A 22,311-nucleotide genomic window follows, 5' to 3' on the forward strand; every position below is an offset into this window, starting at 1 on the left:
CACTGTCCTTTTCTTCCCTTTACGCTTTGCCCTTCCTTCGCGCGCGTCCATGGCCTAAAAGGCGCGCAACCGCAGCCACTGGGGATATGACACGGATGCAGGAACCAGCCATCACGCCGGAACTGATTGAGAGCCACGGACTGAAACCCGAGGAATACGATCTGATCCTCGAGATCATTGGCCGCGAGCCGACCTTCACGGAACTCGGCATCTTCTCTGCCATGTGGAACGAGCATTGCTCCTACAAATCCTCCAAGAAATGGCTGCGCACCTTGCCCACCAGCGGCCCGCAGGTGATCTGTGGCCCCGGCGAAAACGCGGGCATCGTCGATATCGGGGATGGCGATGCGGTGGTCTTCAAGATGGAAAGCCACAATCACCCCTCTTACATCGAACCCTATCAGGGTGCTGCGACGGGCGTCGGCGGCATCCTGCGCGATGTCTTCACCATGGGCGCACGTCCCATCGCCTCGATGAACTCTCTTTCTTTCGGTGAGCCCTCCCATCCCAAGACACGCCGTTTGGTGAACGGAGTGGTTGAAGGGATCGGTGGCTACGGCAACTGTTTTGGCGTGCCCTGCGCGGGTGGCGAAGTGCGTTTTCACCCCGCCTACAACGGCAACTGCCTGGTGAATGCCTTTGCTGCCGGCCTCGTGAAGACCGACAGCATCTTCTATTCCGCCGCCTCGGGTGTTGGCATGCCGGTGGTCTACCTTGGTGCCAAGACCGGCCGGGATGGCGTTGGCGGGGCCACCATGGCCTCTGCCGAGTTCGATGATACCATCGAGGAAAAGCGCCCCACAGTTCAGGTTGGCGATCCCTTCACCGAAAAGCGCCTGATGGAAGCCACGCTCGAGCTGATGCAGACCGGCGCGGTTATCTCGATCCAGGATATGGGTGCAGCGGGCCTCACCTGCTCGGCCGTGGAAATGGGCGACAAGGGTGAGCTGGGCATCAAGCTGAACCTGGAATGCGTTCCGCAGCGCGAAGTGGGCATGACTGCCTATGAGATGATGCTGTCGGAATCCCAGGAACGGATGCTGATGGTGCTGAAGCCCGAGAAGGAAGCCGAGGCCAAGGCCGTCTTCGAGAAATGGGATCTGGACTTTGCCATCGTCGGCGAAACCATCGCCGAAGATCGCTTCCTCATCATGCACAACAACGAGGTGAAAGCCGATCTGCCGCTCTCGAAACTGTCCTCCTCGGCGCCAGAGTACGACCGTCCCTGGGTGCCGACCCCGGCAGCTGAGCCGCTGAAAGATGAGGATGTACCGACCATCGATCCTATCGACGGCCTGAAGGCGCTGATCTCCTCGCCCAACTATGCGGGCAAGCAGTGGGTCTACGAGCAGTACGACACCACCGTGATGGGCGATACCGCCCGTCGTCCGGGTGCGGGTTCGGGCATCGTCCGCGTGCACGGCACCGGCAAGCAGCTGGCCTTCACCTCGGACGTAACCCCGCGCTATGTGAAGGCAAACCCCTTTGAGGGTGGCAAACAGGCCGTGGCCGAAGCCTATCGCAACCTTTGTGCCGTTGGCGCCTTGCCGCTGGCGACCACCGACAACCTCAACTTCGGCAACCCCGAAAAACCCGAGATCATGGGCCAGTTCGTCGGCGCCATCAAGGGCATCGGCGAGGCGGTTGCAGCTCTCGACATGCCGATCGTCTCGGGCAACGTCTCGCTCTACAACGAAACCGATGGTCAGGGCATCCTGCCCACCCCCACCATCGGTGCTGTCGGCCTGATCGCGGATGGTGAAGAGGCCATTACCGGTGAGGCGCGCGAAGGCCATATCGCCCTTTTGGTCGGAGAAACCGCTGGCCACCTGGGTCAATCAGCCCTGCTCGCCGAAGTGTTCAACCGTGAAGATGGCGATGCACCGGCAGTGGATCTGGCGGCTGAAAAGCGCAACGGCGAATTTATCCGCACCAATCGGGACCTGATCAAAGCCTGCACCGACATTGGCGACGGCGGCCTCGCGCTCGCGGCCTTTGAACTGGCCGAAGAGGCCGGTGTTGGCGTTCAGATCGATGTCGGCGACACCCCGACCCTCTTTGGTGAGGATCAGGCGCGCTATCTGGTGGCCTGCAACTTTGACCAGGCCGAGGGTCTGATGCTGGCCGCCGGTCAGGCAGGCGTCACCGTCACCACCGTTGGCCGCTTCACCGGCGAAACAGTGAAGCTGGGCGGCAGCGAAGCGCCATTAGAAGAGCTCTCGCAGATCTTCCGCAACAGCTTTGCCGAGGCTGTCGCCTGATCAAAAGCAACAGGGGCGCTCTCCCGCGCCCGCAGGTGCCCTTTTGCCCATGGCAAGGACCCCTTGGCGGCCTTGGGCCCGGCAGCGCGCTTTTGCGCGCTGCCGGGCCCAACTCGCAAGGTCAGATTTCCAATCTGAACGTGCGGGGGGGGGAGCATCTCCTCGCTTGAACTGCCGTTGAGACAGCCCTACATTTTCATCGAACAGAACCACGAGGATCACACGCAATGCCCATGCAGGCCCATGAAATCGAAGAGCTTCTGCGCGCCTCCTTCCCGGACGCACAAATCCAGGTCGGCGGCAACGACGGCGTGCACATGTCCGCCATGGTCATCGACGAGAGCTTTCGCGGCAAGAACCGCGTGCAACAGCAACGTGCCGTCTATGCGGCGCTGAAGGGCAAGATGGACGGCTCGAACGGTGAACTGCATGCTCTGGCCTTGACGACGAAGGCGCCCGAGTAGCAGAGATGTCTGTGTACATGTCCCTTCTCCTGATCGGCGTGATAGTATTGATCGCAGTGACTTCGATCATCGGTCAACGTCGCGCGCCCTTGGAGGAAGACGACACAGACCCCGACTTTCACACCCTGAGATCTGACTACCAGTCCGGCATGGGCGGAGGCTCCGTGCGTACCTGGAAAGTCCCCAAGGATCCTGAGGAATACGCAAGGCTCTTTGTTCCGAAGCGCAAAACCTAACGCCGTCAACTTTACCGGTACAAAGTCGCAGGACGGATTGGCAGTCAATCAGACTTTTCCCTATATCACGGACAGCGGAACACTGGCTCGAACGCCAAAAGGAATTGCAAGATGGACGCATCACAGATTGAATTTCGTGCACTTGCCCTGCTCACCGGGGCGCCGAGATGACGCCCCAGCTCTGGATGTTGCTGGGCGGCGTGGCGCTGCTCACCTTGGTTATCTTCGTCCAAAGTGTTGCAAAACGCGGCAAACGGCGCCCCCTGTCCCATACGCAACCAGAATCAGACAAACGCACCCAAGCTCCTGAACTGGGAATGGAGGCAACTGACCTGGATCTCGTGGAGCGCGTAAAGCGAGAAAACAAACGGCTGGAAGCGGTCAATTCCGAAACCAATCGGCGCTTCCGGCATTGAAACGAAACTAGATACGCCAGACATTCGAGGAAAACCCAAATGAGCGACGCAAAGACCCGTATCGACGAAATCGTCAAGAACAACGACGTGGTGCTTTATATGAAAGGCACCAAGGAAATGCCCCAGTGCGGCTTTTCCTCCCGCGTGGCGGGCGTTCTGAACTACATCGGCGTTGATTACACCGATGTGAACGTTCTGGCCGACGAAGAGATCCGCCAGGGCATCAAGGAGTATTCCGACTGGCCCACCATCCCCCAGCTTTACGTCAAGGGTGAGTTCGTGGGCGGCTGCGACATCATCACCGAGATGACCCTGTCGGGTGAACTAGATGGCATGTTCGAAGAAAACGGCGTGAACTTCGACAAGGCCGCGGCCGACAAGATCCGCGAAGCCAACGGCTAAGCCCATCCGTCACAGAAATTGAAACGGGCCTGTCCGCAAATTGCGCGACAGGCCCGTTTTCTTTTGAGTGTGATATACTGACCCGCCCGCAGTCTTACTGCGCAGCGGCAGCTTTTTCCTCGATCTGCTGGGCCAGCGCCTCGGCCCGGGCGGCAACCTCCGCCAGGCCTTCCTCGACCTGCGGGGGCACAACCGGCACTTCGACCCGCTCTGGCTCTGGCGGCGGCGCATTGCGCAGCGCCTCGATCTCGGCGTCGCGCTTGGCAAGTTCCGCCTCGCGTTCGGCGAGGACCGCTTCGACTTCCTTGATGCGATCCTCGACGGCGGCGGTCTTGTCAGCCAGCATCAGCCCTGCCATCAAAAGCATCCGAGCCTCGGGCATGCGACCGATCTGGTCCGACAGGACCTGAGCCTCATCATCGAGCATCTTGGCCGCCGAATGCAGGTAGCTTTCCTCCCCTTCCTGGCAGGAGACTTCAAAACCGCGGCCGCCGATATGAATGGTCACTTCGGGCATCAGACTTCCTCTCCTTCGGGCAGATTGGGTGCACCGGCCAGCAGCGGCTCCAACCGTGCGAGAACCGCATTGACCTGGGCCTTGTCACTGGCTTGCGCCGCGCGCAGCCCATCAATTTCCGCTGCCATGGCGGCATTGATCAATCCGGCATCGCCCAGACCTTCGGCATTGGCTTCGCGAAGGGCGGCGTTTGAAGTGCGCAACTGCTCATTGGCGAGGCGCAGCTGCTGGAGTTCCGTATCAAGGCGGACCAGCATTTCGTCTGCCGTCTCGGCAGGCTCGCCGCTTTGCCCCATCTCCTCATCAGCGTCGACAGAACCTCCCAGACCCGCATTCAGCGCGGCATTGGAGGCCTCCAACTGCTCGATCCGGTCCTCCAGGGTTTCCTTCTCGGTCGCTGCAGTGTTCTGAACGGCTTCCAGTTGGGACTTAAGCCGTGCGACTTCCTGTTTCAGCGCCTCGGTCTGGGGCGAATTTCCAGCCTCATTGCGCAGAAGCTCCAGCTCGGCCTTCATGGCAGCGATGTCTTCCGCGCTCTCACCGCCCTCCGGGGCTGGCGCACCGCCACCCTGCGCTTCCAGCTCTTTCTGTCGGGCCCGCAGAACCTTGACCCGCTCGGTGAGCTGGGCATTCGCGATCCGTTCCTCCTCAAGGGCATCTTCCAGTGCACTGGTGTCTGCTGCCTCAACCGCGCGGGCCTCGGCGGCGGTCTTGGCCGCTTCGAGGCTTCCCACCCCGGCGCCGATCCGTTCCATCGCGGCCAGAATGCGCCCCTGCAAATCTTCGATCTGGTTCATGCCTGTCCCTCACCCGTCAACGTAGCCACAGCGCCGTGCTCGCCTCATCGCCCTTTGCCGCCGCGTCCGGCTCCACCACCTTTTCGCGCGAATCACATTGGGGCTACGAAACCTTGTTCACCTTAGCCAATGCAGGAGTAAAACACCCCCTGTTTGCTTTCAAGCACTTGCAGGCAAACCTTCGTGTTCCGGCAGAAGAAACCCCCGCCAGCGCTTGATCTTTGCCGCATCACTGGTATTGAGCGCGCAATCTGCCTGCCAATCTAAAGGAACAGTTCAGTGGACCTGACAGCCCTGCGCAACGCAAATCCCGATCATTGGAACAAAGCCGCGGCGATCCGCGCCCTGACCCTCGATGCCGTCACCGCCGCCAACTCCGGCCACTCCGGCATGCCGATCGGCATGGCCGATGTGGCCACCGTCCTGTTTGAAAAGCATCTCAAATTCGACGTAAAGGCACCAAAGTGGGCCGACCGCGACCGGTTCATTCTCTCTGCGGGCCATGGCTCGATGCTGATCTATTCGCTGCTCTATCTCATGGGCGATGAACAGGTGACGCTGGATCAGATCAAGAACTTCCGCCAGATGGGCGCGCTGACGGCCGGTCACCCAGAAAACTTCCTGATCGACGCCGTCGAGACCACCACCGGTCCCCTGGGCCAGGGCATTGCCAATGCCGTGGGGTTTGCCATGGCCGAGGAAATGCAGCGCGCTCACTACGGCAAGAAGATCGTCGATCACCACACTTATGTGATCGCCGGCGACGGCTGCCTGATGGAGGGCATCAGTCACGAGGCCATCGGCATCGCCGGTCGCCAGCAACTGGGCAAGCTCATCGTTCTTTGGGACAACAACAACATCACCATCGATGGCACCGTCGAACTCTCGGACCGCACCAATCAGGTGCAGCGTTTCAAGGCCTCTGGCTGGCATGTCCTGGAAATCGACGGTCATGACCCCGAAGCAATCGACGCTGCAATCACTGCCGCGAAAAAGAGCAAGAAACCCTCGATGATCGCCTGCAAGACCCATATCGCCCTGGGCCACGCAGCCCAGGACACCTCGAAAGGGCACGGCGCGCTGACCGACAAGGATCAACTGAAAGCGGCCAAGGAAGCCTATGGCGCTCCCGTGGGCGATTTCGAAGTCACTCCCGAGGTCAAGGCACAATGGGAAGCCATCGGAACCCGTGGCGCCGCCGAGCGCGCTGCCTGGGAGGCCCGCTTTGCCGAGGTCTCCAAGCAGAAACAGGACCGGTTCAACCGCGCCTATGCGCTGGAGGCGCCGAAAAAACTGTCTGCCGCCATCAAGGCGCTGAAAAAACAGATCAGCGAAGAGCAGCCGAAGGTCGCCACTCGTAAATCGAGCGAAATGGCCCTGGCGGTGATCAACCCGCTGATGCCCGAAACCGTGGGCGGATCGGCAGACCTGACCGGGTCCAACAACACCAAGACCGGCGACCTGGGCGTCTTTGACACCGACAACCGCAAGGGCCGCTACGTCTACTGGGGCATCCGTGAGCACGGAATGGCCGCGGCAATGAACGGGATGACCCTGCACGGCGGCATGCGCCCCTATGGCGGCACCTTCTTCTGCTTTACCGATTATGCGCGCCCCTCGATGCGCCTGGCGGCCCTGATGAAGATTCCGACCGTATTCGTGATGACCCACGACTCGATCGGTGTCGGCGAAGATGGCCCCACCCACCAGCCGGTCGAACATCTGGCGATCTGCCGCGCGACCCCGAACACCTATGTCTTCCGCCCCGCCGACACGGTCGAAGCGGCCGAAGCATGGGAAATCGCCGTCACCGCCAAGGAAACCCCCTCGGTCATGGTGCTGACCCGTCAGAACCTGCCTACCGTGCGGACCGAGCACAAGCTGAGCAACCTCACCGAAAAGGGCGCTTATGTCCTGGCCGAGGCGGAAGGCAAGCGTCAGGTGATCCTGATCGCCACCGGATCCGAGGTGTCACTGGCGATGGAAGCCAAGGCCAAGCTGGAGGCGATGGGTATCGGCACCCGCGTCGTCTCCATGCCCTGCATGGAGCTCTTTGCGCAGCAGGATGAGGCCTACCGCCGCAAGGTCCTGCCCGCAGGCCCTGTGCGCATCGGCATCGAAGCAGCGGTGCGTGCTGGCGGCTGGGATCGCTGGCTGTTGGGTGAACGCGGCCAGGAAAAGAAGGCAGCCTTCATCGGCATGGACCGCTTCGGCGCCTCCGCCCCGGCAGACGAGCTGTTCGAGAAATTCGGCATCACGGCCGAAGCGGCCGTCGCGAAAGCCAAAGAGCTGCTTGGCTAACCTGCGGCCGATCCGATCACAGATCCGAGGCGCCCCGACCGGGCGCCTCTTTTCTTTTGCAGACATACTGGCCAGTCCAGCCGGAGGAACCGCGCCCTGCTTTTGCAGAAGGAGCGCCTGTAACCTCTTGCGATAGCAAAAAAACGTCTCGAGCCACCGAAGGGGTCGCACGATGAAATGTATAGAACAATCTGTTCGGGAGATGAGGCTGGTACCCAAGGCCGGACTCGAACCGGCACGCCCGCAAAGGCGGGGGATTTTGAATCCCCTGCGTCTACCATTCCGCCACTTGGGCCTCGACGCTGTTGTTACCCAAGGCATTGGGAGAGGTCCAGAGCCAAAGATCAATCCGCCAGCAGAAATCTGCAGAAAGCACCGACATCAGGGCGCGCAATATTGACCTCCCGGCCGCGCCATGCAACCTCGGCGCAAAGGTGACAGAAGCGGGAAAACAATGCTGCGCAGGCTATATAATCGCACGATGGCCCTGGCGGATCATCCCCACGCGCTGTGGTGGCTGGCGGTGGTGTCTTTCGCTGAAAGCTCGGTCTTTCCGATCCCTCCCGATGTGCTGATGATCCCGATGATTCTGGCCCGTCCATCGCGTGCTTGGCTGATCGCTCTGGTCGCTCTGGTTTCATCCGTTTTGGGCGGGATCCTCGGCTATGCCATCGGTGCCTTCTTTTACGAAGGGATCGGACAGCCTGTGCTGCAGGCCATGGGCAAGGCTGATGCCATGGAAGCCTTCAACACGCGATTCAATGATTTTGGCTTCTGGGCCGTTCTGGGCGCGGGGATCACCCCCTTCCCTTACAAGGTGATCACCATCATGTCCGGCTGGACCGGCATGCCGCTGGCCACCTTTGTGGCCACCTCGATCCTGGCGCGGGCGGTGCGCTTCTTTGCGGTGGCCGGGCTGCTCCGCCTCTTTGGCGCGCCAGTGCGGGCCTTTATCGAACAAAGGCTCGGGCTCGTCTTTACGGTCTTCGTTGTCCTGCTGTTCGGGGGATTCCTTGTTGTGAGGTACCTATGACGCTCAGATCCCTGCTGATCCTTCTTGCCGCCGGCGGCTCGGCTGCACTTTTGCTTGGAGCCTTTGGATTTCAATACATCGGCGAGATGCCGCCCTGCAAAATGTGCTACTGGCAGCGGTATCCGCATGGTGCGGCCGTCGGCATTGGTGCCCTCGCCCTGCTCCTGTCCGGCAGCACCCTGCCCTATCTTGGTGCTTTGGCCGCGCTGACCACCTCGGGCATCGGCGCCTTTCATGCGGGCGTCGAGCAGGGCTGGTGGGAAGGACCGAGCACCTGCACGTCCGGTCCGGTGACTGGTCTGACGCCCGAACAGCTTATGGAGCAGATCATGGCCGCCCCGCTGGTGCGTTGCGATGAAATCCCGTGGGAGATGTTCGGCCTTTCGATGGCATGCTGGAACGCGGTAATCTCGCTTGGTCTCGCGCTGATCTGGTTTGCAGCGGCCCGCCACAGCCGCTGAGCGCGTCAGGTCTCTTTCTTGGTGGCCAGCAGAAGATTTGTTTCGCTGTTGGCGACTCCTTCGAAATTCCGGATCTTCGTCAGGGCGATATCGAGCGTTTCCAGGGTTTCGGTGCCCAGTTCCACAATCAGATCCCAGCGCCCGTTGGTGGTGTGGATCGCGCGCACCTCTGGCAGACCCTGCAGCTGGCGGATGATCCGGCTGGCGCCGCGTCCTTCTATCCCTATCATCATCAGCCCGCGCACCGGATCACGCAGAACATCCTCTTTGAGGACGACTGAAAAGCCAAGGATGTCTCCGCGTGATTGCAGCCGTTCGATCCTTGCCCTGACGGTGGTCCGCGACAGGTTGAGTTGAAGCGCCAGATCCGACAGGGAGGCGCGCGCATTGTGCCTCAGGGCGCCAATCAGGCGCTCATCCGTTTTGTCCATATTGACCTCCGAAATAACCATTCGCAGCCCAATATGGACACTTTTTTGGCTTTCATCCACCCCGAAACGGATATTTCTTTCCATAAACCTCAATGCCTTCACAGGAGCTGCACAGGTGACTGAACAACACTGCGTTCTGATCGGCGCGCCGGTCGACAGCGGGAAACGCCGCCCGGGCTGCCTCATGGGACCGGACGCCTTTCGCACGGCCGGCCTGGCCAAGGCCCTGTCGGATCTGGGGCACAGGGTCTCGGATCTTGGCAACCTCTCGCCCGCATCCCATGAGCCGGACACGGATGATGCCCGTCTCTTTGCCCTGAACCGCACCATCGGCTGGACAAAGACCCTTGCCCGTGCCGCACAGGAGGCCATGGGCCAAGGTCTGCCCATTTTCCTCGGCGGGGACCATTCGCTTTCTCTGGGGTCGGTTCTGGGCGCCGCCAACCACGCGGCAACGCAAGGGCGTCCGCTGTTTGTGCTCTGGCTGGATGCCCATACGGATTTTCACACGCCGCAGACCACCGACAGCGGCAATCTGCATGGCACTCCGGTGGGCTATTTCACCGGGCGCAGCGGATTTGACGGCTTTCCCGAGGTTCAAAACCCGGTTCCAGAAGAAAACGTCTGCATGATCGGCCTGCGCTCGGTGGATCGTGCCGAACGTGCCGCGCTTGAGAACAGCCGGATCCGCCGCCATGACATGCGCGATATTGACGAGAACGGCATCAAGGGCCCGCTGACTGCGTTTCTGGACAGCGTGGCCGCTCAGAACGGCATGCTGCATGTCTCGCTGGATGTGGACTTTCTGGATCCATCGATCGCGCCCGCGGTCGGCACCACGGTTCCCGGCGGCGCCACCGTTCGCGAGGCGCATCTGATCTGCGAAATGCTGCATGACTCGGGCCTCGTGACCTCGCTCGACCTGGTCGAGCTCAACCCTTTCCTTGATGAACGCGGACGCACTGCGCATCTGATGGTCGATCTTTGCGCCTCGGCCCTAGGCCGCCGCGTCTTTGACCGTCCCACACGGAGCTACCAATGACCCAGCCTTCGGAAAAAGCGCTCGTTCCTTTTGTGAGCGTCGACAATATGATGCGCCTTGTTCATCACGTTGGCATCGAAGCGATGCTGCGCGATCTGGCCACCTATGTCGAAGAGGATTTCCGCCGCTGGGAGCTGTTCGACAAGACGCCCCGAGTCGCCAGCCATTCCGACGTCGGGGTGATCGAACTGATGCCCACCTCGGACGGAGAGGCCTACGGGTTCAAATACGTCAACGGCCACCCCAAGAACACGTCCGAGGGGCTACAGACGGTGACCGCTTTCGGTCTTCTGGCGGATGTTTACACCGGCTATCCGGTACTGCTGACCGAGATGACCCTGCTCACAGCACTGCGGACCGCCGCAACCTCGGCCATGGCGGCCAAGTATCTGGCGCCACAGGGTGCGGATACAATGGCAATGATCGGAAATGGCGCCCAGTCGGAGTTCCAGACTTTGGCCATGAAAGCGATCTGCGGGCTGAAATCCGTACGCCTTTATGACAAGGATCCCGCCGCAACCCGGAAATGCGCCCGCAATCTGGCAGATTCCGGCCTTGAGGTGGTCATCTGCACCAGCCCGGAAGAGGCCATCGAGGGCGCGCAGATCCTCACCACCTGCACCGCAGACAAGCAAAACGCCACCATCCTGAGCGACAACATGGTCGGCCCGGGCGTGCACATCAACGCCATCGGCGGCGACTGCCCCGGCAAGACCGAACTGGCAGCAGGCATTCTGACCCGCTCCGATGTCTTTGTGGAATTTCCCCCGCAGACCCGCATCGAGGGCGAGATCCAGCAGATGCCCGATGATTTTCCGGTCACCGAACTCTGGCAGGTCATCTCCGGGCAAAAGCCCAGTCGGCGCGACGGCCAGCAGATCACCCTGTTTGACAGCGTCGGCTTTGCCATCGAGGATTTCAGCGCCCTCCGTTACATCCGGGACCGGATCAAGGGCAGCGCCTTCTACACCGAGCTGGACATGCTCGCTGACCCCGACGATCCGCGCGACCTTTTCGGGATGCTGCAACGCTCAGGCACCGCACACCCCGCCTAGGGTTCAGGCATCCAGTTCGGAATCCCAGTACAAGAAGTCCATCCAGCTTTCGTGCAGATGGTTGGGTGGAAACTTGCGCCCGATATTGCGCAGTTCCTCGGCACCGGGACGTCGAGGCGCTTTGCGCAAATGCATACCTGCGCGATGTAGCGACTTTGACCCCTTGCGCAGATTGCATTTGGAACACGCCGCAACGACATTTTCCCAGCTGGTTACGCCCCCCGCCGCGCGCGGCACCACGTGATCAAAGGTCAGATCACCGCGTGCGCCGCAGTATTGGCAGCAGAATTCGTCCCTCAGAAACAAATTAAAGCGCGTGAAGGCCACGCGCTTTTGAGGTTTCACATAGTCTTTCAATACGACAACCGAAGGTATTCGGATCTCGGTACTGGGGCTGTGAACGACAGTGTCATATTCCGCGACGATCGCCACCCGATCCAGCCAGGCCGCCTTGACCGCATCCTGCCAGGGCCAGAGTGAGAGCGGATAATAGGATAAGGGTCTGTAGTCCGCATTGAGTACCAGCGCCGGGTGGTGTTTCAACGCCCCGGGTTCACGTACAAACTCGCTTCTGAAATCACCGTCCATTCTAAACGTCTTCCTCGCCCTGCCTGCCGGTTGCCTGACACCAGAGCGGGGAACCCGCCCCAGTCTGAGATTGACTATATATCGCGATGAAAGGCTGACAAGCCCCTTGCGCATACTAGATCTCGGTCCCGGGAATAATCCGATTCCATGACACTCTGATAACGATACTGCCCAAGATCCTTGCACCCTACGCACCGCCCCCCTATTGCGGCCCCATGACCCGCCTTATTCGTTTCAACAAACCCTTTGACGTGCTGCCGCAATTCACCGACCGCAGCACCGAAGGAGGGCCACGCAAGACGCTCAGCGATTTCATCGACTGCCCCGGCGTATACCCCGCCGGCAGGCTGGACCGAGACAGTGAAGGTCTGATGCTTCTGACAGATACCGGGCGGCTTCAGGCCTGGATCAGCGATCCGCGCAACAAGATGCCAAAGACCTATTGGGTCCAGATCGAGGGCACACCGGATGAGACCGCCTTGCAGGCGCTCCGCGAGGGGGTTGAACTGAAGGATGGTGTGACCCGCCCCGCCAAAGCCCGCCTTATGGAACAGCCTTCCGGCCTTTGGGCGCGAATGCCACCGATCCGGGTGCGCAAATCCGTGCCGGACACATGGCTGGAACTGACAATCACCGAAGGGCGCAACCGGCAGGTGCGCCGCATGACCGCTGCCGTAGGGCACCCCACGCTCCGCCTGATCCGATATGCCATCGGCGCCTGGACCCTGGATGGGCTGGCGCAAGGCGCTTGGGAAGACCTTGAGCCGCCCAAGGTGCCCGGACGCCCAAAACCAGCACATGTTCCAAACCGCAGGGCGCAAACCAGGCGGGCGGAAGGAAAGGCTAAAGAGACCGCAGCCAAAGGAAAAGGCGGCAAGCCCCGAAAGCCCCGCCGCCCGTCCTGAATCAGAGATGCTCTGTCGCCTCAGAGGCTCAGCTTGTCCCGCATGAAGGCCAGCGCCACGCTCAGGCCATCCGGCGCAATGCCATGGCCGGTGCCCTTTTGAATATGGGCAAAGACCTCCTGAAACCCTGCTTCTTGCAGAGCTTCGGCCGCCTCTGGCAGGGATTGCACCGGCACCACATCATCCGCATCGCCGTGAACCAGCAGCACCGGCATGCGGCTGACCACCTCGTCCTTGAAGGTATCCGGGCCCAGAAGGCGGCCCGAGAAGGCGACGACGCCCGCCACCGGATCTTCGCGGCGTGGCGCCACGTGAAGGCTCATCATCGTGCCCTGGGAAAACCCGAAGAGCACCACCTGCTCGGGCAGGACATCCTCATCCACCATCAGGGCATCGAGAAAGGCATTCAGGTCCTCGACCGCCGCCTGCATGCCGCGCATGCTTTCCTCCTCGGACGATCCATCGATCCAGGGGATCGGGAACCACTGATAGCCCATGGGCGCCCCGGCGCAGCGCTCGGGCGCATCCGGCGCCACAAACAGCGTATCGGGCAGATGCTCGCCCAAGGGGTCCGCCAGCCCCAGAAGATCGGCGCCATTGGCGCCATAGCCATGCAGAAACACCACAACCGATCGGGTAGAGCCGGAAAACGGCTCTTTGCGCCCCGCAGTCAAAACACGTGTCATCGAATACCTTCCCTGTCCTTTGCCACATGGTAATAGGCCCAGAGCAGCCGCGCCGCAACCGACCGCCAGGGCGACCAGGCCGCTGCCATCTGGCGCAGGGCGCGCTCCTTGGGCCGTTCGGGCAAGTCAAACAGGATCCGCGCGCCCTCCTGCAGGGCCAGATCGCCGGGCGCAAAGACATCGGCGCGCCCCAGCGAAAACATCGCGTAAATCTCGGCCGTCCAGATTCCGATGCCGGAAACCTTGGTCAGAACAGCAACGACCTCCGCATCAGGAGCGCTTCGCAATGCATTGAAATCTATACCCGCTTCGGACAAGGCGCGGGCATAACGGATTTTTTGACGACTCAGCCCCGCGCCACGCAAGTCATCCTCGGTTGCCTGCAAAATCCTGTCCGGCGCGGTGAAGCCGGCCGCCTCCATCCGGGCCCAGATCGCCCGCGCCGAGGCGACACTAACCTGCTGGCTGACGATCGCACTCAAAAGCTCGGCAAAGCCATCCGGCTTTCGCCTGAGCGGCAGGGGGCCTGTCAGTTCGAGCGCTGCGGCAAAGCGGGAATCGCGCGCGGCCAGCCACTCCGCCCCTTCGGCCACGCAGGCATCGCTACGGATGATACGGCCAATTCCCGGACCCATGAGCTGATGTGACACCACGCCGCTCTTTCCTTCACCTGTTATCTAATGCACAGAGACCTGTGCTTTTCGCCCAAGCCGCGCAAGGCGGCTTGTTCCTGAACACATTCACGGTTACGCATCTCACATGACTCAGAGCATGACCACCCCCGACGATACCGTCGCCAAGAAGAACGTCGCCATTCTTGTGATGGCGCAGGCCTTTCTTGGCGCACAGATGCCAATGATCTTTACCATTGGCGGGCTGGCGGGGCAGTCGCTAGCCTCGAACCCCTGTTTCGCGACCTTGCCGATCTCACTGATCGTGGCCGGATCGATGATGGCAGCAACCCCCATTTCAGCAATCATGCAGCGCTGGGGCCGCCGGGCCGGCTTCTTTACCGGCGCGTTCTTTGGCGCCCTCGGGGGTGTGGTCGGAGCCTACGGGCTTTATCTGGGGTCCTTTCCGATCTTCCTTCTGGGCAGCCTTCTGACCGGGGTCTACATGAGCGCGCACGGGTTCTATCGCTTTGCCGCCGCCGACACTGCCTCCGAAGAATTCCGCCCCAAGGCGATTTCCTACGTGATGGCCGGGGGTCTTTTGTCTGCAATCATCGGGCCACAGCTGGTCAAGGCCACAAGCCAGGCCTTTGTCGTCCCCTTCATGGGAACCTATATGGCTGTGATCGCGGTCAACGTCTTGGGTGCGGCGCTGTTCCTGTTTCTCGATATTCCCAAGCCCCCGGTCCCCAGCCATGACGCACCCAAGGGCCGCAGCCGGATCGAGCTCTTGAAAACCCCGGTGATCGCGGTCTCAGTTATCTGCGCCATGGTCTCTTATGCGCTGATGAACCTGGTGATGACCTCCACGCCGCTGGCCGTGGTAGGATGCGGTTTCACCGAAGGCAACGCCGCCGATGTGGTGACCGCCCACGTTCTGGCCATGTATGTGCCCTCTTTCTTTACCGGGCATCTGATCGCACGGTTCGGTGTGCACAAGATCGTCGCCGCCGGGCTGTTCATCCTCGCAGGTGCCGGAGCGGTTGCCCTGAACGGTGTGGAGCTTGAAGACTTTTTCATCGCTCTGGTCCTGCTGGGCATCGGCTGGAACTTTGGCTTTATCGGCGCGACCACGATGCTTGCAGGCGCGCATGAGCCGCACGAGCGGGGCCGGATGCAGGGCCTGAACGATCTCCTGGTCTTTGGCGGTGTCACCATGGCCTCGCTGGCTTCGGGCGGTTTGATGAACTGCTCGGGCGGGAACCCGGTGGATGGCTGGAGCGCAGTCAATATGGCGATGGCGCCCTTCCTGGTTCTCGCGGGCGGCGCGCTTCTGTGGTTGGTTCTGCGCCCAAAGCAGATCTAGTCCGCCGCACAAGCGTCTGCGAAAAAACAAAAAGCCGCCCCAGCGCCGGGCAGCTTTTCCTTGATCTGGACGCCGACGTGCCTACCAGCGCCCAAGGGCCGCGCGCAGCATCAGGCTGGTCCGGCGACGGAATTCGCTGGTGCCGAGCGCACCTGCGGCTACACGCTCGGGCTCTTTCATGGCCTGCCTCAGAACGTCCCGCGCCTGCCATCCCGCAAGCAAGGCAACACCCGCCTCTTTGGAGACCTTGTTCCGGGACTTGACCGCCATCAGAATATGCTCATGGCCCTTGGTGGCCAGCCTGCGCACCCCGTCTGGTGTACCGTCCAGCAAGGGAACACGTTTTTGCTTTTCCAGCTCGGGAATGGCCCGCAACCAATTGGCGATGCCGACGCCGCGCCCAAAGCTCCGGATGGTGCCTTCATCCGCTTCACCAAGTGAGCCTGCTGCCATCCACATAAGACTGCCGGAGGTGGCATCGATATAGGACTCAAAAGCCGCTTCATCCTCAAACGGATCCCGGTAGATATCCCAGCGCCGCGCCTCGGCCATTCCATCGATGTGGCGCGCAACGTCGGGCCGCAACATCCGCGCAAGGGGCGTGGCCACGTAGTGACGGCGCACAGGTTGGCTTTCTGCGAGCTCAGCCCCGACATCCCGCCACCATTGAACACGCATTTCTGCGATCATGCTTTCCTGGCTCGCCCAGGGCGCGCGCGACAATTCCAGATTGAACGCGTAGAGCGCGAAAAGCACAGGCCGCGCAGCAACCGGCGCAGCCATGGTGGCGAGGAACCGGTCCGGATCGCCCTGGCGGACAAGCTCGGCGCACCCTTTCAGATCGTCGTCAAACTCCACTTGGTTTCGCCCCTCAGCTTGCCGAAATCACGTGCTCTGCCCGCTGCAATCGCGGATCAGCTTCCAGCGGATCGCATCCAACAGCGCCTCAAAGGAGGCATCTATTATGTTCGGGCTGACGCCGACCGTGGACCAACGGCGCCCTTGGCTATCGACGCTGTCGATCACGACGCGCGTCACCGCCTCGGTGCCGCCTTGCGTGATACGCACCTTGAAGTCCACCAGACGCATGTCGTCGATCACCTCGGAATAGCGCCCCAGATCCTTGGCCAGCGCCTTGGCCAGCGCGTTCACCGGTCCGCGGTCGCTGCCAGTCTCATCCATGGATTCGCTGACAGACAAGCGCTTTTCACCGTCCACCTTCACGACAACAACCGCTTCGGACAGGCTGACCATCTTGTTGTACTTGTTCTTGCGCCGCTCAACCGTGACCTTGTAGCGCTTGACCTCAAAGAAACTCGGCAGTTGCCCAAGCTCCTCGCGCGCGAGCAGCTCGAACGAGGCCTGGGCGGTGTCATAGGAATACCCTTCGTCCTCGCGCACCTTGATCCGCTCAAGGATACGGGCGAGCGCCGGATCTCCCTTTTCGACCGTCAGCCCAGCATCCATAAGACGTTTGCGCAGGTTGGACTGGCCCGCCTGGTTGGACATCGGGATGATGCGGGCATTTCCCACCAGACGGGGATCGATATGCTCATAGGTCGAGGGATCCTTCAGGATCGCACTGGCATGCAGCCCGGCCTTGTGCGCAAAGGCAGAAGCTCCCACGTAGGGCGCCTGCTTCATCGGCACCCGGTTCAATATGTCATCCAGCATCCGGCTGAGCTGTGTCAGCCCTTTCAGGGCCTGCAGTGACACACCCGTATCAAACTGGCTCGCATAGGGTTCCTTCAGCAGAAAAGACGGGACCAGCGTGGTGAGGTTGGCATTTCCACACCGCTCTCCCAACCCGTTGAGCGTGCCCTGCACCTGCCGCACGCCTGCATCCACAGCCGCCAGCGAACAGGCGACTGCGTTTTCGGTGTCGTTGTGGGTATGGATGCCGAGGCGATCTCCGGGAATGCCAGCAGCAATCACCTCGGACACGATCCGGTGCACCTCGGCAGGCATGGTGCCGCCATTGGTGTCACACAGCACCACCCAGCGCGCACCGGCATCCAGCGCCGCACGGCAGGCTGCCAACGCATACTCGGGGTTGTCCTCGTAGCCATCAAAGAAGTGCTCGGCATCATAAAGCGCCTCGCGCCCCTCGGCGACGATATGCGCGATCGAGGCGCCGATGTTTTCGAGGTTCTCTTCCAGGCTGATGCCAAGGGCGGCCGTTACGTGATAATCATGCGCCTTGCCCACCAGACAAACCGTATCGGTGCCTGCGTTCATAACGGCGGCCAGCACATCGTCATTGGCAGCCGAGCGCCCTGCCCGTTTGGTCATGCCAAAGGCAGCCAGCCGCGCGCGCGTCTTGGGCGCCACCTCGAAAAAGGCGCTGTCGGTGGGGTTGGCACCGGGCCAGCCACCCTCGATATAGTCGATCCCGAGTTCATCCAGCGCCTTGGCGATCTGTTGCTTTTCGGCGGTCGAGAACTGCACGCCCTGGGTCTGCTGCCCATCCCGCAGGGTGGTGTCATATAGGTAGAGACGTTCCTTGGTCATTCCTGCCTCGTTTTGCTGTGCGGGCGCTCCCCGATCAGGGGTGGGCGTTTCGGGTCAGAGGTCATCCAGCTTGGCCGGATCGAACCCCGGCCCCGGCACCAGTTCAACGCCAGTCTTGCTCATGCGGACCTCAAGCCCGGCCTTCATGTAGGCCGCCTTCAACCGGTCAACCTCAGAGAAATCCTTGCTTTCCATAGCGGATTGGCGCGCTACGAACAGGCGTGCCTCATGAGCCGACAGGTCGATCACCGGTCCTTGCGCCCATGCTCCCATATCGTCACCCAGCAAACCGACCATCGCAGCCGAAGCCAGAAGTCCGGCGGCATCGCCAGCGGCGGCAAGCTTGTGCAACTCTGCAATCACCCCGGCGGTATTGAGATCATCGGCCAGCGCCTCCAGGACCGCGGCAGCCGCCTTGGCGGAGGGTTCGACGCCCTTCGTCAAGGCACGCCACTTGCGCAGCGTTGCCTCTGCTTCCTTGGCCTTTTTCTCGGTCCAGTCCATCGGTTTGCGATAGTGGGTCGACAGAAACACAAAACGGATCACCTCACCCGGCACGCCCTGCTCCAGAAGATCATGCACGGTGAAGAAATTGCCGAGCGATTTCGACATTTTCTTGCCTTCGACCTGCAGCATCTCGTTGTGCAGCCAGTAATGGGCAAACTCCCCTTCGGGATGGGCACAGCAGCTTTGGGCGATCTCGTTTTCATGGTGCGGGAACATCAGATCGTTACCGCCGCCATGAATATCGAAGGTCTCCCCGAGCAGCTCATAGGACATGGCGGAACATTCGATGTGCCAGCCGGGGCGCCCACGCCCCCAGGGGCTGTCCCAACCAGGCAGATCGTCGCTCGACGGCTTCCACAGCACGAAATCCATCGGGTTCTTCTTGTAAGGCGCAACCTCCACCCGGGCGCCGGCGATCATATCATCGATGGAACGGCCCGAGAGTTTACCGTACCCCTCGCGCCAGCTGTCCACCGCGAACAGAACATGCCCGTCGGCGGCATAGGCGTGGCCCTTGGCGATCAGCTCTTCGATCATGGCGATCATCTGCGGGATATACTCGGTTGCGCGCGGCATGTGGTTCGGCTCCAGCGCGCCAAGCGCGCCCATGTCGTCGAGGAACCATTGGGTCGTCTCAGCAGTGATCTCACCAATCGGGCGGCCGCTTTCGGCGGCGCGGGCGTTGATCTTGTCGTCCACGTCGGTGAAATTGCGCGCATAGGTCACGTGATCGGCCCCGTAGACGTGGCGCAAAAGCCGGTACAGCACGTCAAAGACCACAACGGGGCGCGCATTGCCCAGGTGTGCACGGTCGTAAACCGTCGGCCCACAGACATACATCCGCACATTCTCGGGATCGATCGGAATGAAGTCCTCTTTCTTCCGGGTCTTCGTGTTGTGCAGTTTGAGTACTGTGTCGGTCGTCATGACAGCTCCTAGGACGGGCACGGGCGTGCAGGCTTAAAGACCAGGCGCAGGGCGCGCAGCGCGGGCTTAGCAATTTGTCACTTGGAAGGGAACGACGAAACCAGCCCGCTGTGAATTTCAGCAGGTAATGCAGCAGCAGATAATCAGAGTGCGGGTTTCTTTCATGCCCCATCCTTAGCAGCCTTTCACGGCTCGGCCAAGGCAAATTGGCGGATCAGGCCCAAACGTTCCGACACGGCCAGCAATCATCGCCACTGCCGTGCCCATCAGAACCGAAAGGCTGCCTCAACCGAAAGAATGTCACCCCGAAGGACGCCATCTCTGCCATCCTGCGCCCCTTCCCGGTGCAGGACTTCGCCCGTCATCTGCAGGATCCGGTTCACCGAAATCCGCAAACCGAACCCGTAAACCTGATCGGATTGTTCCAGGGCGCCGCGACCACTACCGACCTCTCCAACGGTGAAGTAGCCAAGGCTTTGTCCAAAGTCGTATCCGGCCCGCAGATCGATTCTCTGCACATCATCGCCGAGGCCAAGCCCCCCAGATCTGACGCCCCGGCCCTGGCGGAAGGATCCGCCAAGCACGATATCACCAAAATCCTGATCGAAGGTGGCCACAAGCCCCCCGGCACCCGGTCCGAGCTGTGCCAGACCACCCGCTGTCGGCGCGTTCGAAACAATCACCCTTGGTCCCCCAGGTTCCAGTGAAACAGGTGCGGATGACCAGTCCCCTGCCCGCGCGGGAACGGCCGCGGCAAGTCCGATCAACAGGCCGACCACCGCGCTGCCACAGCGCGGAACTCCAAAAATTCGAGAGATAGATCCTGACATCATGTGGCCCTGATTCTGCGCTCTGACACGCGCGACAACCCCACCGAACAACATGCCGATTATTGGTTAACACTTGGTTCTGTTGCCGTATCGGCAAGGGCGGAACCGGCGGGGACCACGCGCGGCCCTCAGGTGCCTCCTCGAACGGTGCTGCTGGCTGAATTGAAAAAGATGACGTTTTTTTCACAGGGGTCGCAAACGCGATAGTCTTTGTGGTTTGCCGCGGCAGAATGAACGCAAGAGGAGAAGGAGCGCGTGATGCAGGCGGAGCGCAGCCGCATTAGCCTGATTTTGCGGACCATCGGGGCAGCCCGGGGGCGCGCGGCACGTGGGCGACCTGCGAGAGGCTGACCCAGGTTCCAGTTCTCTTCCCCTCGCCCAGAAAGGCTTCCCATGACAGAGCTTTCCCCAAACCGCGCCGCAGGCCGCAATGGCGGGCGCGCAGCGCGTCGCGCCGCCCGCGCGGCGCCTCTCTCCTCCTCTCTGCGTCCCATCCGCCCGGGAATGTCCGGCGGAACCTATTCCCCGCTGACGGACGCCGGAGTGCAGAGGATTCACCTTGCGGCCCTGGAGGCCCTCGAGCGTATTGGCCTTGCCGATGCGCCCCAAAGCGGTGTTGACCTACTCACCGCCGCAGGCTGCACACTGGGCGACGATGGACGGCTGAGGTTCCCGCGCGCACTTGTCGAAGACGCTCTGGCCAAGGCCAACCGATCCGTGACACTCCATAGCCGAGATGGCCAAACCGATCTGGATCTGACCGGCACGCGCGTCCACTATGGCACCGCCGGTGCGGCGGTTCACATGGTCGATGTGGAGGGGCGCCGGTACCGGGACTCGACCGTGCAGGACCTGCACGATGCGGCCCGGATATGCGATGCTCTGGAGAACATTCACTTCGTTCAGCGCCCGATGGTGTGCCGTGATATCACCGACAACAAAGAGCTCGATCTCAACACGATCTACGCCTGTTGCTCGGGCACCTTCAAACACGTAGGCACCTCGTTCACCGACCCGAGCTTTGTTGCGCCTGCGATCGAGATGCTGCACCTTATTGCCGGCGGCGAGGACAAATGGCGCGCACGTCCTTTCGTATCGAACTCCAACTGTTTCGTTGTACCGCCGATGAAGTTCGCCACCGAAAGCTGCCTGGTGATGGAGGAATGCATCCGCCACGGCATGCCTGTTCTTTTGCTTTCGGCCGGCATGGCGGGCGCAACGGCACCCTCCACCATTGCCGGTGCCATCGTTCAAGCCGTCGCCGAATGCCTGGCCGGTCTGGTTTATGTCAACGCCAAAAGTCCCGGCCACCCCGCGATTTTCGGAACCTGGCCCTTTGGGTTGGATCTACGGACGGGGGCCATGACGGGCGGCTCTGGCGAGCAGGCCCTGCTGACGGCGGGCTGTGCGCAGATGCACCGGTTCTATGGCCTTCCCGGCGGCGCCGCGGCCGGCATCGCTGACAGTAAACTGCCCGATATGCAGGCCGGATGGGAGCAGATGTGTTCCAACGTCATGGCCGGCCTTGCGGGTGTGAACATGATCTATGAAGCCGCAGGCATGCATGCGTCGCTTTTGGGATTCTGCCATGAATCTCTGATCCTTGGCGATGATCTTATCGGGCAGTCGCTGCGCTGTGTGCGCGGCATAGAGGTCACCGACGAGACCCTCGCGCTGGATCAGATCGCCGAGGTGTGCCTTGGTGGCAGCGGGCACTATCTTGGCACCGAACAGACCCTGTCCCGGATGCAGACAGACCATGTCTATCCGAGCCTCGGCGATCGAAGCTCTCCGAAGGAGTGGGAGGAGAAAGGCAAACCCGATCTTCTGGACAAGGCCCGACAGCGCAAAGAGGAGATTCTGTCGCAAAGAAGTGCGGCCCGTTTTGCTCCCGATGTGGACCAATGCCTGCGCCGGATGGTGAACATCCACTTGCCGTCGTAAGCGTTTGAAAAAAGGAAAAG

At 61.3% G+C, this 22,311-nt stretch carries 23 protein-coding genes and 1 tRNA gene; 13 read left to right on the forward strand and 11 right to left on the reverse strand.

The features are described from left to right. Positions 1-95: 95 nt before the first annotated feature. From purL to grxD, 5 genes are all read left to right on the forward strand, one after another. A complete protein-coding gene (gene purL, locus AADA15_RS00690; protein WP_341639622.1) occupies positions 96-2,261 on the forward strand; it encodes a phosphoribosylformylglycinamidine synthase subunit PurL in 2,166 nt (721 codons plus the stop codon). Positions 2,262-2,488: 227 nt separating this feature from the next. Beyond that, positions 2,489-2,725 carry a BolA/IbaG family iron-sulfur metabolism protein gene (locus AADA15_RS00695; protein ID WP_274846232.1) on the forward strand — a complete coding sequence of 79 codons (237 nt, stop codon included), beginning with the start codon at positions 2,489-2,491 and terminating at the stop codon, positions 2,723-2,725. 17 nt (positions 2,726-2,742) lie between these two features. Continuing rightward, positions 2,743-2,961, forward strand: a complete 219-nt coding sequence (locus AADA15_RS00700; protein ID WP_341639623.1) for a hypothetical protein — start codon at positions 2,743-2,745, stop codon at positions 2,959-2,961. Between the two features lie 167 nt (positions 2,962-3,128). Continuing rightward, positions 3,129-3,377, forward strand: coding sequence for a hypothetical protein (locus AADA15_RS00705; protein ID WP_341639624.1), 249 nt, complete (start codon positions 3,129-3,131; stop codon positions 3,375-3,377). Positions 3,378-3,416: 39 nt separating this feature from the next. Then, positions 3,417-3,779: a Grx4 family monothiol glutaredoxin gene (grxD, locus tag AADA15_RS00710; protein ID WP_341639625.1), complete on the forward strand. Its 363-nt coding sequence runs from the start codon at positions 3,417-3,419 to the stop codon at positions 3,777-3,779. A 94-nt stretch (positions 3,780-3,873) separates the two neighbouring features. Here grxD and AADA15_RS00715 read toward each other — a convergent pair whose 3' ends face one another. Further along, positions 3,874-4,296: a cell division protein ZapA gene (locus AADA15_RS00715; protein WP_341639626.1), complete on the reverse strand. Its 423-nt coding sequence runs from the start codon at positions 4,294-4,296 to the stop codon at positions 3,874-3,876. Next, complete coding sequence (locus AADA15_RS00720) at positions 4,296-5,093, reverse strand: coiled-coil domain-containing protein (protein WP_341639627.1); 798 nt, start codon at positions 5,091-5,093, stop codon at positions 4,296-4,298. Before AADA15_RS00720 ends, AADA15_RS00715 begins: the two co-directional genes overlap by 1 nt. Before the next feature lie 279 nt (positions 5,094-5,372). Between AADA15_RS00720 and tkt the strand changes: the two genes are divergently transcribed. After that, positions 5,373-7,394 (forward strand): transketolase, encoded by a 2,022-nt coding sequence (gene tkt, locus AADA15_RS00725; RefSeq protein WP_341639628.1) that lies wholly within the window; start codon positions 5,373-5,375, stop codon positions 7,392-7,394. Between the two features lie 209 nt (positions 7,395-7,603). Here tkt and AADA15_RS00730 read toward each other — a convergent pair. Next, positions 7,604-7,689 (reverse strand) — tRNA-Leu (locus AADA15_RS00730). Between the two features lie 159 nt (positions 7,690-7,848). Here AADA15_RS00730 and AADA15_RS00735 point away from each other — a divergent pair. Both AADA15_RS00735 and AADA15_RS00740 read left to right on the forward strand, forming a co-directional pair. After that, complete coding sequence (locus AADA15_RS00735; RefSeq protein WP_341639629.1) at positions 7,849-8,427, forward strand: YqaA family protein; 579 nt, start codon at positions 7,849-7,851, stop codon at positions 8,425-8,427. Then, complete coding sequence (locus tag AADA15_RS00740) at positions 8,424-8,888, forward strand: disulfide bond formation protein B (RefSeq protein WP_341639630.1); 465 nt, start codon at positions 8,424-8,426, stop codon at positions 8,886-8,888. Before AADA15_RS00735 ends, AADA15_RS00740 begins: the two co-directional genes overlap by 4 nt. Positions 8,889-8,893: 5 nt before the next feature. Here the strand turns inward: AADA15_RS00740 and AADA15_RS00745 are convergent, their stop codons facing one another. Next, positions 8,894-9,319: an Lrp/AsnC family transcriptional regulator gene (locus AADA15_RS00745; RefSeq protein ID WP_341639631.1), complete on the reverse strand. Its 426-nt coding sequence runs from the start codon at positions 9,317-9,319 to the stop codon at positions 8,894-8,896. 115 nt (positions 9,320-9,434) lie between these two features. On the opposite strand from AADA15_RS00745, the gene rocF reads away from it, so the two are divergent. Together rocF and ocd are read left to right on the forward strand one after the other, a co-directional pair. Next, a complete protein-coding gene (gene rocF / locus AADA15_RS00750) occupies positions 9,435-10,361 on the forward strand; it encodes an arginase (protein WP_341639632.1) in 927 nt (308 codons plus the stop codon). Then, positions 10,358-11,416, forward strand: a complete 1,059-nt coding sequence (gene ocd / locus AADA15_RS00755) for an ornithine cyclodeaminase (RefSeq protein WP_341639633.1) — start codon at positions 10,358-10,360, stop codon at positions 11,414-11,416. Before rocF ends, ocd begins: the two co-directional genes overlap by 4 nt. A 3-nt stretch (positions 11,417-11,419) precedes the next feature. Here ocd and AADA15_RS00760 read toward each other — a convergent pair whose 3' ends face one another. Beyond that, positions 11,420-12,004: an HNH endonuclease gene (locus AADA15_RS00760; protein WP_341639634.1), complete on the reverse strand. Its 585-nt coding sequence runs from the start codon at positions 12,002-12,004 to the stop codon at positions 11,420-11,422. 215 nt (positions 12,005-12,219) lie between these two features. Here AADA15_RS00760 and AADA15_RS00765 point away from each other — a divergent pair, with 215 nt between their 5' ends. Further along, entirely contained in the window at positions 12,220-12,909 is a 690-nt protein-coding gene (locus AADA15_RS00765; RefSeq protein ID WP_341639635.1) for a pseudouridine synthase, read from the forward strand. A gap of 20 nt (positions 12,910-12,929) precedes the next feature. On the opposite strand, the gene AADA15_RS00770 is transcribed toward AADA15_RS00765, so the two are convergent. Together AADA15_RS00770 and AADA15_RS00775 are read right to left on the reverse strand one after the other, a co-directional pair. Continuing rightward, the gene (locus tag AADA15_RS00770; protein ID WP_341639636.1) at positions 12,930-13,595 is read right to left on the reverse strand and encodes an alpha/beta hydrolase; all 666 of its coding nucleotides are present in this window, start codon (positions 13,593-13,595) and stop codon (positions 12,930-12,932) included. Then, positions 13,592-14,230: a DNA-3-methyladenine glycosylase family protein gene (locus tag AADA15_RS00775; RefSeq protein WP_341640058.1), complete on the reverse strand. Its 639-nt coding sequence runs from the start codon at positions 14,228-14,230 to the stop codon at positions 13,592-13,594. Before AADA15_RS00775 ends, AADA15_RS00770 begins: the two co-directional genes overlap by 4 nt. A gap of 124 nt (positions 14,231-14,354) precedes the next feature. Between AADA15_RS00775 and AADA15_RS00780 the strand changes: the two genes are divergently transcribed. Then, positions 14,355-15,572 carry an MFS transporter gene (locus tag AADA15_RS00780; protein ID WP_341639637.1) on the forward strand — a complete coding sequence of 406 codons (1,218 nt, stop codon included), beginning with the start codon at positions 14,355-14,357 and terminating at the stop codon, positions 15,570-15,572. Between the two features lie 81 nt (positions 15,573-15,653). Here the strand turns inward: AADA15_RS00780 and AADA15_RS00785 are convergent, their stop codons facing one another. The 4 genes from AADA15_RS00785 to AADA15_RS00800 all read right to left on the reverse strand — a co-directional run bounded on the left by AADA15_RS00785 (position 15,654) and on the right by AADA15_RS00800 (position 20,200). Continuing rightward, positions 15,654-16,430 (reverse strand): squalene/phytoene synthase family protein, encoded by a 777-nt coding sequence (locus AADA15_RS00785; protein ID WP_341639638.1) that lies wholly within the window; start codon positions 16,428-16,430, stop codon positions 15,654-15,656. Between the two features lie 27 nt (positions 16,431-16,457). Continuing rightward, positions 16,458-18,083 carry a citramalate synthase gene (cimA, locus tag AADA15_RS00790; RefSeq protein WP_341639639.1) on the reverse strand — a complete coding sequence of 542 codons (1,626 nt, stop codon included), beginning with the start codon at positions 18,081-18,083 and terminating at the stop codon, positions 16,458-16,460. 54 nt (positions 18,084-18,137) lie between these two features. Then, positions 18,138-19,517 carry a cysteine--tRNA ligase gene (gene cysS / locus AADA15_RS00795; RefSeq protein ID WP_341639640.1) on the reverse strand — a complete coding sequence of 460 codons (1,380 nt, stop codon included), beginning with the start codon at positions 19,515-19,517 and terminating at the stop codon, positions 18,138-18,140. 266 nt (positions 19,518-19,783) lie between these two features. Beyond that, positions 19,784-20,200, reverse strand: coding sequence for a hypothetical protein (locus tag AADA15_RS00800; RefSeq protein ID WP_341639641.1), 417 nt, complete (start codon positions 20,198-20,200; stop codon positions 19,784-19,786). Between the two features lie 540 nt (positions 20,201-20,740). Between AADA15_RS00800 and AADA15_RS00805 the strand changes: the two genes are divergently transcribed. Beyond that, positions 20,741-22,291, forward strand: a complete 1,551-nt coding sequence (locus AADA15_RS00805) for a trimethylamine methyltransferase family protein (RefSeq protein ID WP_341639642.1) — start codon at positions 20,741-20,743, stop codon at positions 22,289-22,291. The last annotated feature ends 20 nt before the right edge of the window (positions 22,292-22,311 follow it).

The sequence above is a fragment of the Phycobacter sedimenti genome, assembly GCF_038148855.1.
GTDB classification, from domain to species: Bacteria; Pseudomonadota; Alphaproteobacteria; order Rhodobacterales; family Rhodobacteraceae; genus Phycobacter; species Phycobacter sedimenti.

Excerpts from the sequence above, each read along its gene's own strand:
- purL (WP_341639622.1), top strand. The coding sequence starts at position 96 with ATGCAGGAACCAGCCATCACGCCGGAACTGATTGAGAGCCACGGACTG.
- AADA15_RS00695 (WP_274846232.1), top strand. The coding sequence starts at position 2,489 with ATGCCCATGCAGGCCCATGAAATCGAAGAGCTTCTGCGCGCCTCCTTC.
- AADA15_RS00700 (WP_341639623.1), top strand. The coding sequence starts at position 2,743 with ATGTCCCTTCTCCTGATCGGCGTGATAGTATTGATCGCAGTGACTTCG.
- AADA15_RS00705 (WP_341639624.1), top strand. The coding sequence starts at position 3,129 with ATGACGCCCCAGCTCTGGATGTTGCTGGGCGGCGTGGCGCTGCTCACC.
- grxD (WP_341639625.1), top strand. The coding sequence starts at position 3,417 with ATGAGCGACGCAAAGACCCGTATCGACGAAATCGTCAAGAACAACGAC.
- AADA15_RS00715 (WP_341639626.1), bottom strand. The coding sequence starts at position 4,296 with ATGCCCGAAGTGACCATTCATATCGGCGGCCGCGGTTTTGAAGTCTCC.
- AADA15_RS00720 (WP_341639627.1), bottom strand. The coding sequence starts at position 5,093 with ATGAACCAGATCGAAGATTTGCAGGGGCGCATTCTGGCCGCGATGGAA.
- AADA15_RS00735 (WP_341639629.1), top strand. The coding sequence starts at position 7,849 with ATGCTGCGCAGGCTATATAATCGCACGATGGCCCTGGCGGATCATCCC.
- AADA15_RS00740 (WP_341639630.1), top strand. The coding sequence starts at position 8,424 with ATGACGCTCAGATCCCTGCTGATCCTTCTTGCCGCCGGCGGCTCGGCT.
- AADA15_RS00745 (WP_341639631.1), bottom strand. The coding sequence starts at position 9,319 with ATGGACAAAACGGATGAGCGCCTGATTGGCGCCCTGAGGCACAATGCG.
- ocd (WP_341639633.1), top strand. The coding sequence starts at position 10,358 with ATGACCCAGCCTTCGGAAAAAGCGCTCGTTCCTTTTGTGAGCGTCGAC.
- AADA15_RS00760 (WP_341639634.1), bottom strand. The coding sequence starts at position 12,004 with ATGGACGGTGATTTCAGAAGCGAGTTTGTACGTGAACCCGGGGCGTTG.
- AADA15_RS00765 (WP_341639635.1), top strand. The coding sequence starts at position 12,220 with ATGACCCGCCTTATTCGTTTCAACAAACCCTTTGACGTGCTGCCGCAA.
- AADA15_RS00770 (WP_341639636.1), bottom strand. The coding sequence starts at position 13,595 with ATGACACGTGTTTTGACTGCGGGGCGCAAAGAGCCGTTTTCCGGCTCT.
- AADA15_RS00775 (WP_341640058.1), bottom strand. The coding sequence starts at position 14,230 with ATGGGTCCGGGAATTGGCCGTATCATCCGTAGCGATGCCTGCGTGGCC.
- AADA15_RS00780 (WP_341639637.1), top strand. The coding sequence starts at position 14,355 with ATGACTCAGAGCATGACCACCCCCGACGATACCGTCGCCAAGAAGAAC.
- cimA (WP_341639639.1), bottom strand. The coding sequence starts at position 18,083 with ATGACCAAGGAACGTCTCTACCTATATGACACCACCCTGCGGGATGGG.
- cysS (WP_341639640.1), bottom strand. The coding sequence starts at position 19,517 with ATGACGACCGACACAGTACTCAAACTGCACAACACGAAGACCCGGAAG.
- AADA15_RS00805 (WP_341639642.1), top strand. The coding sequence starts at position 20,741 with ATGACAGAGCTTTCCCCAAACCGCGCCGCAGGCCGCAATGGCGGGCGC.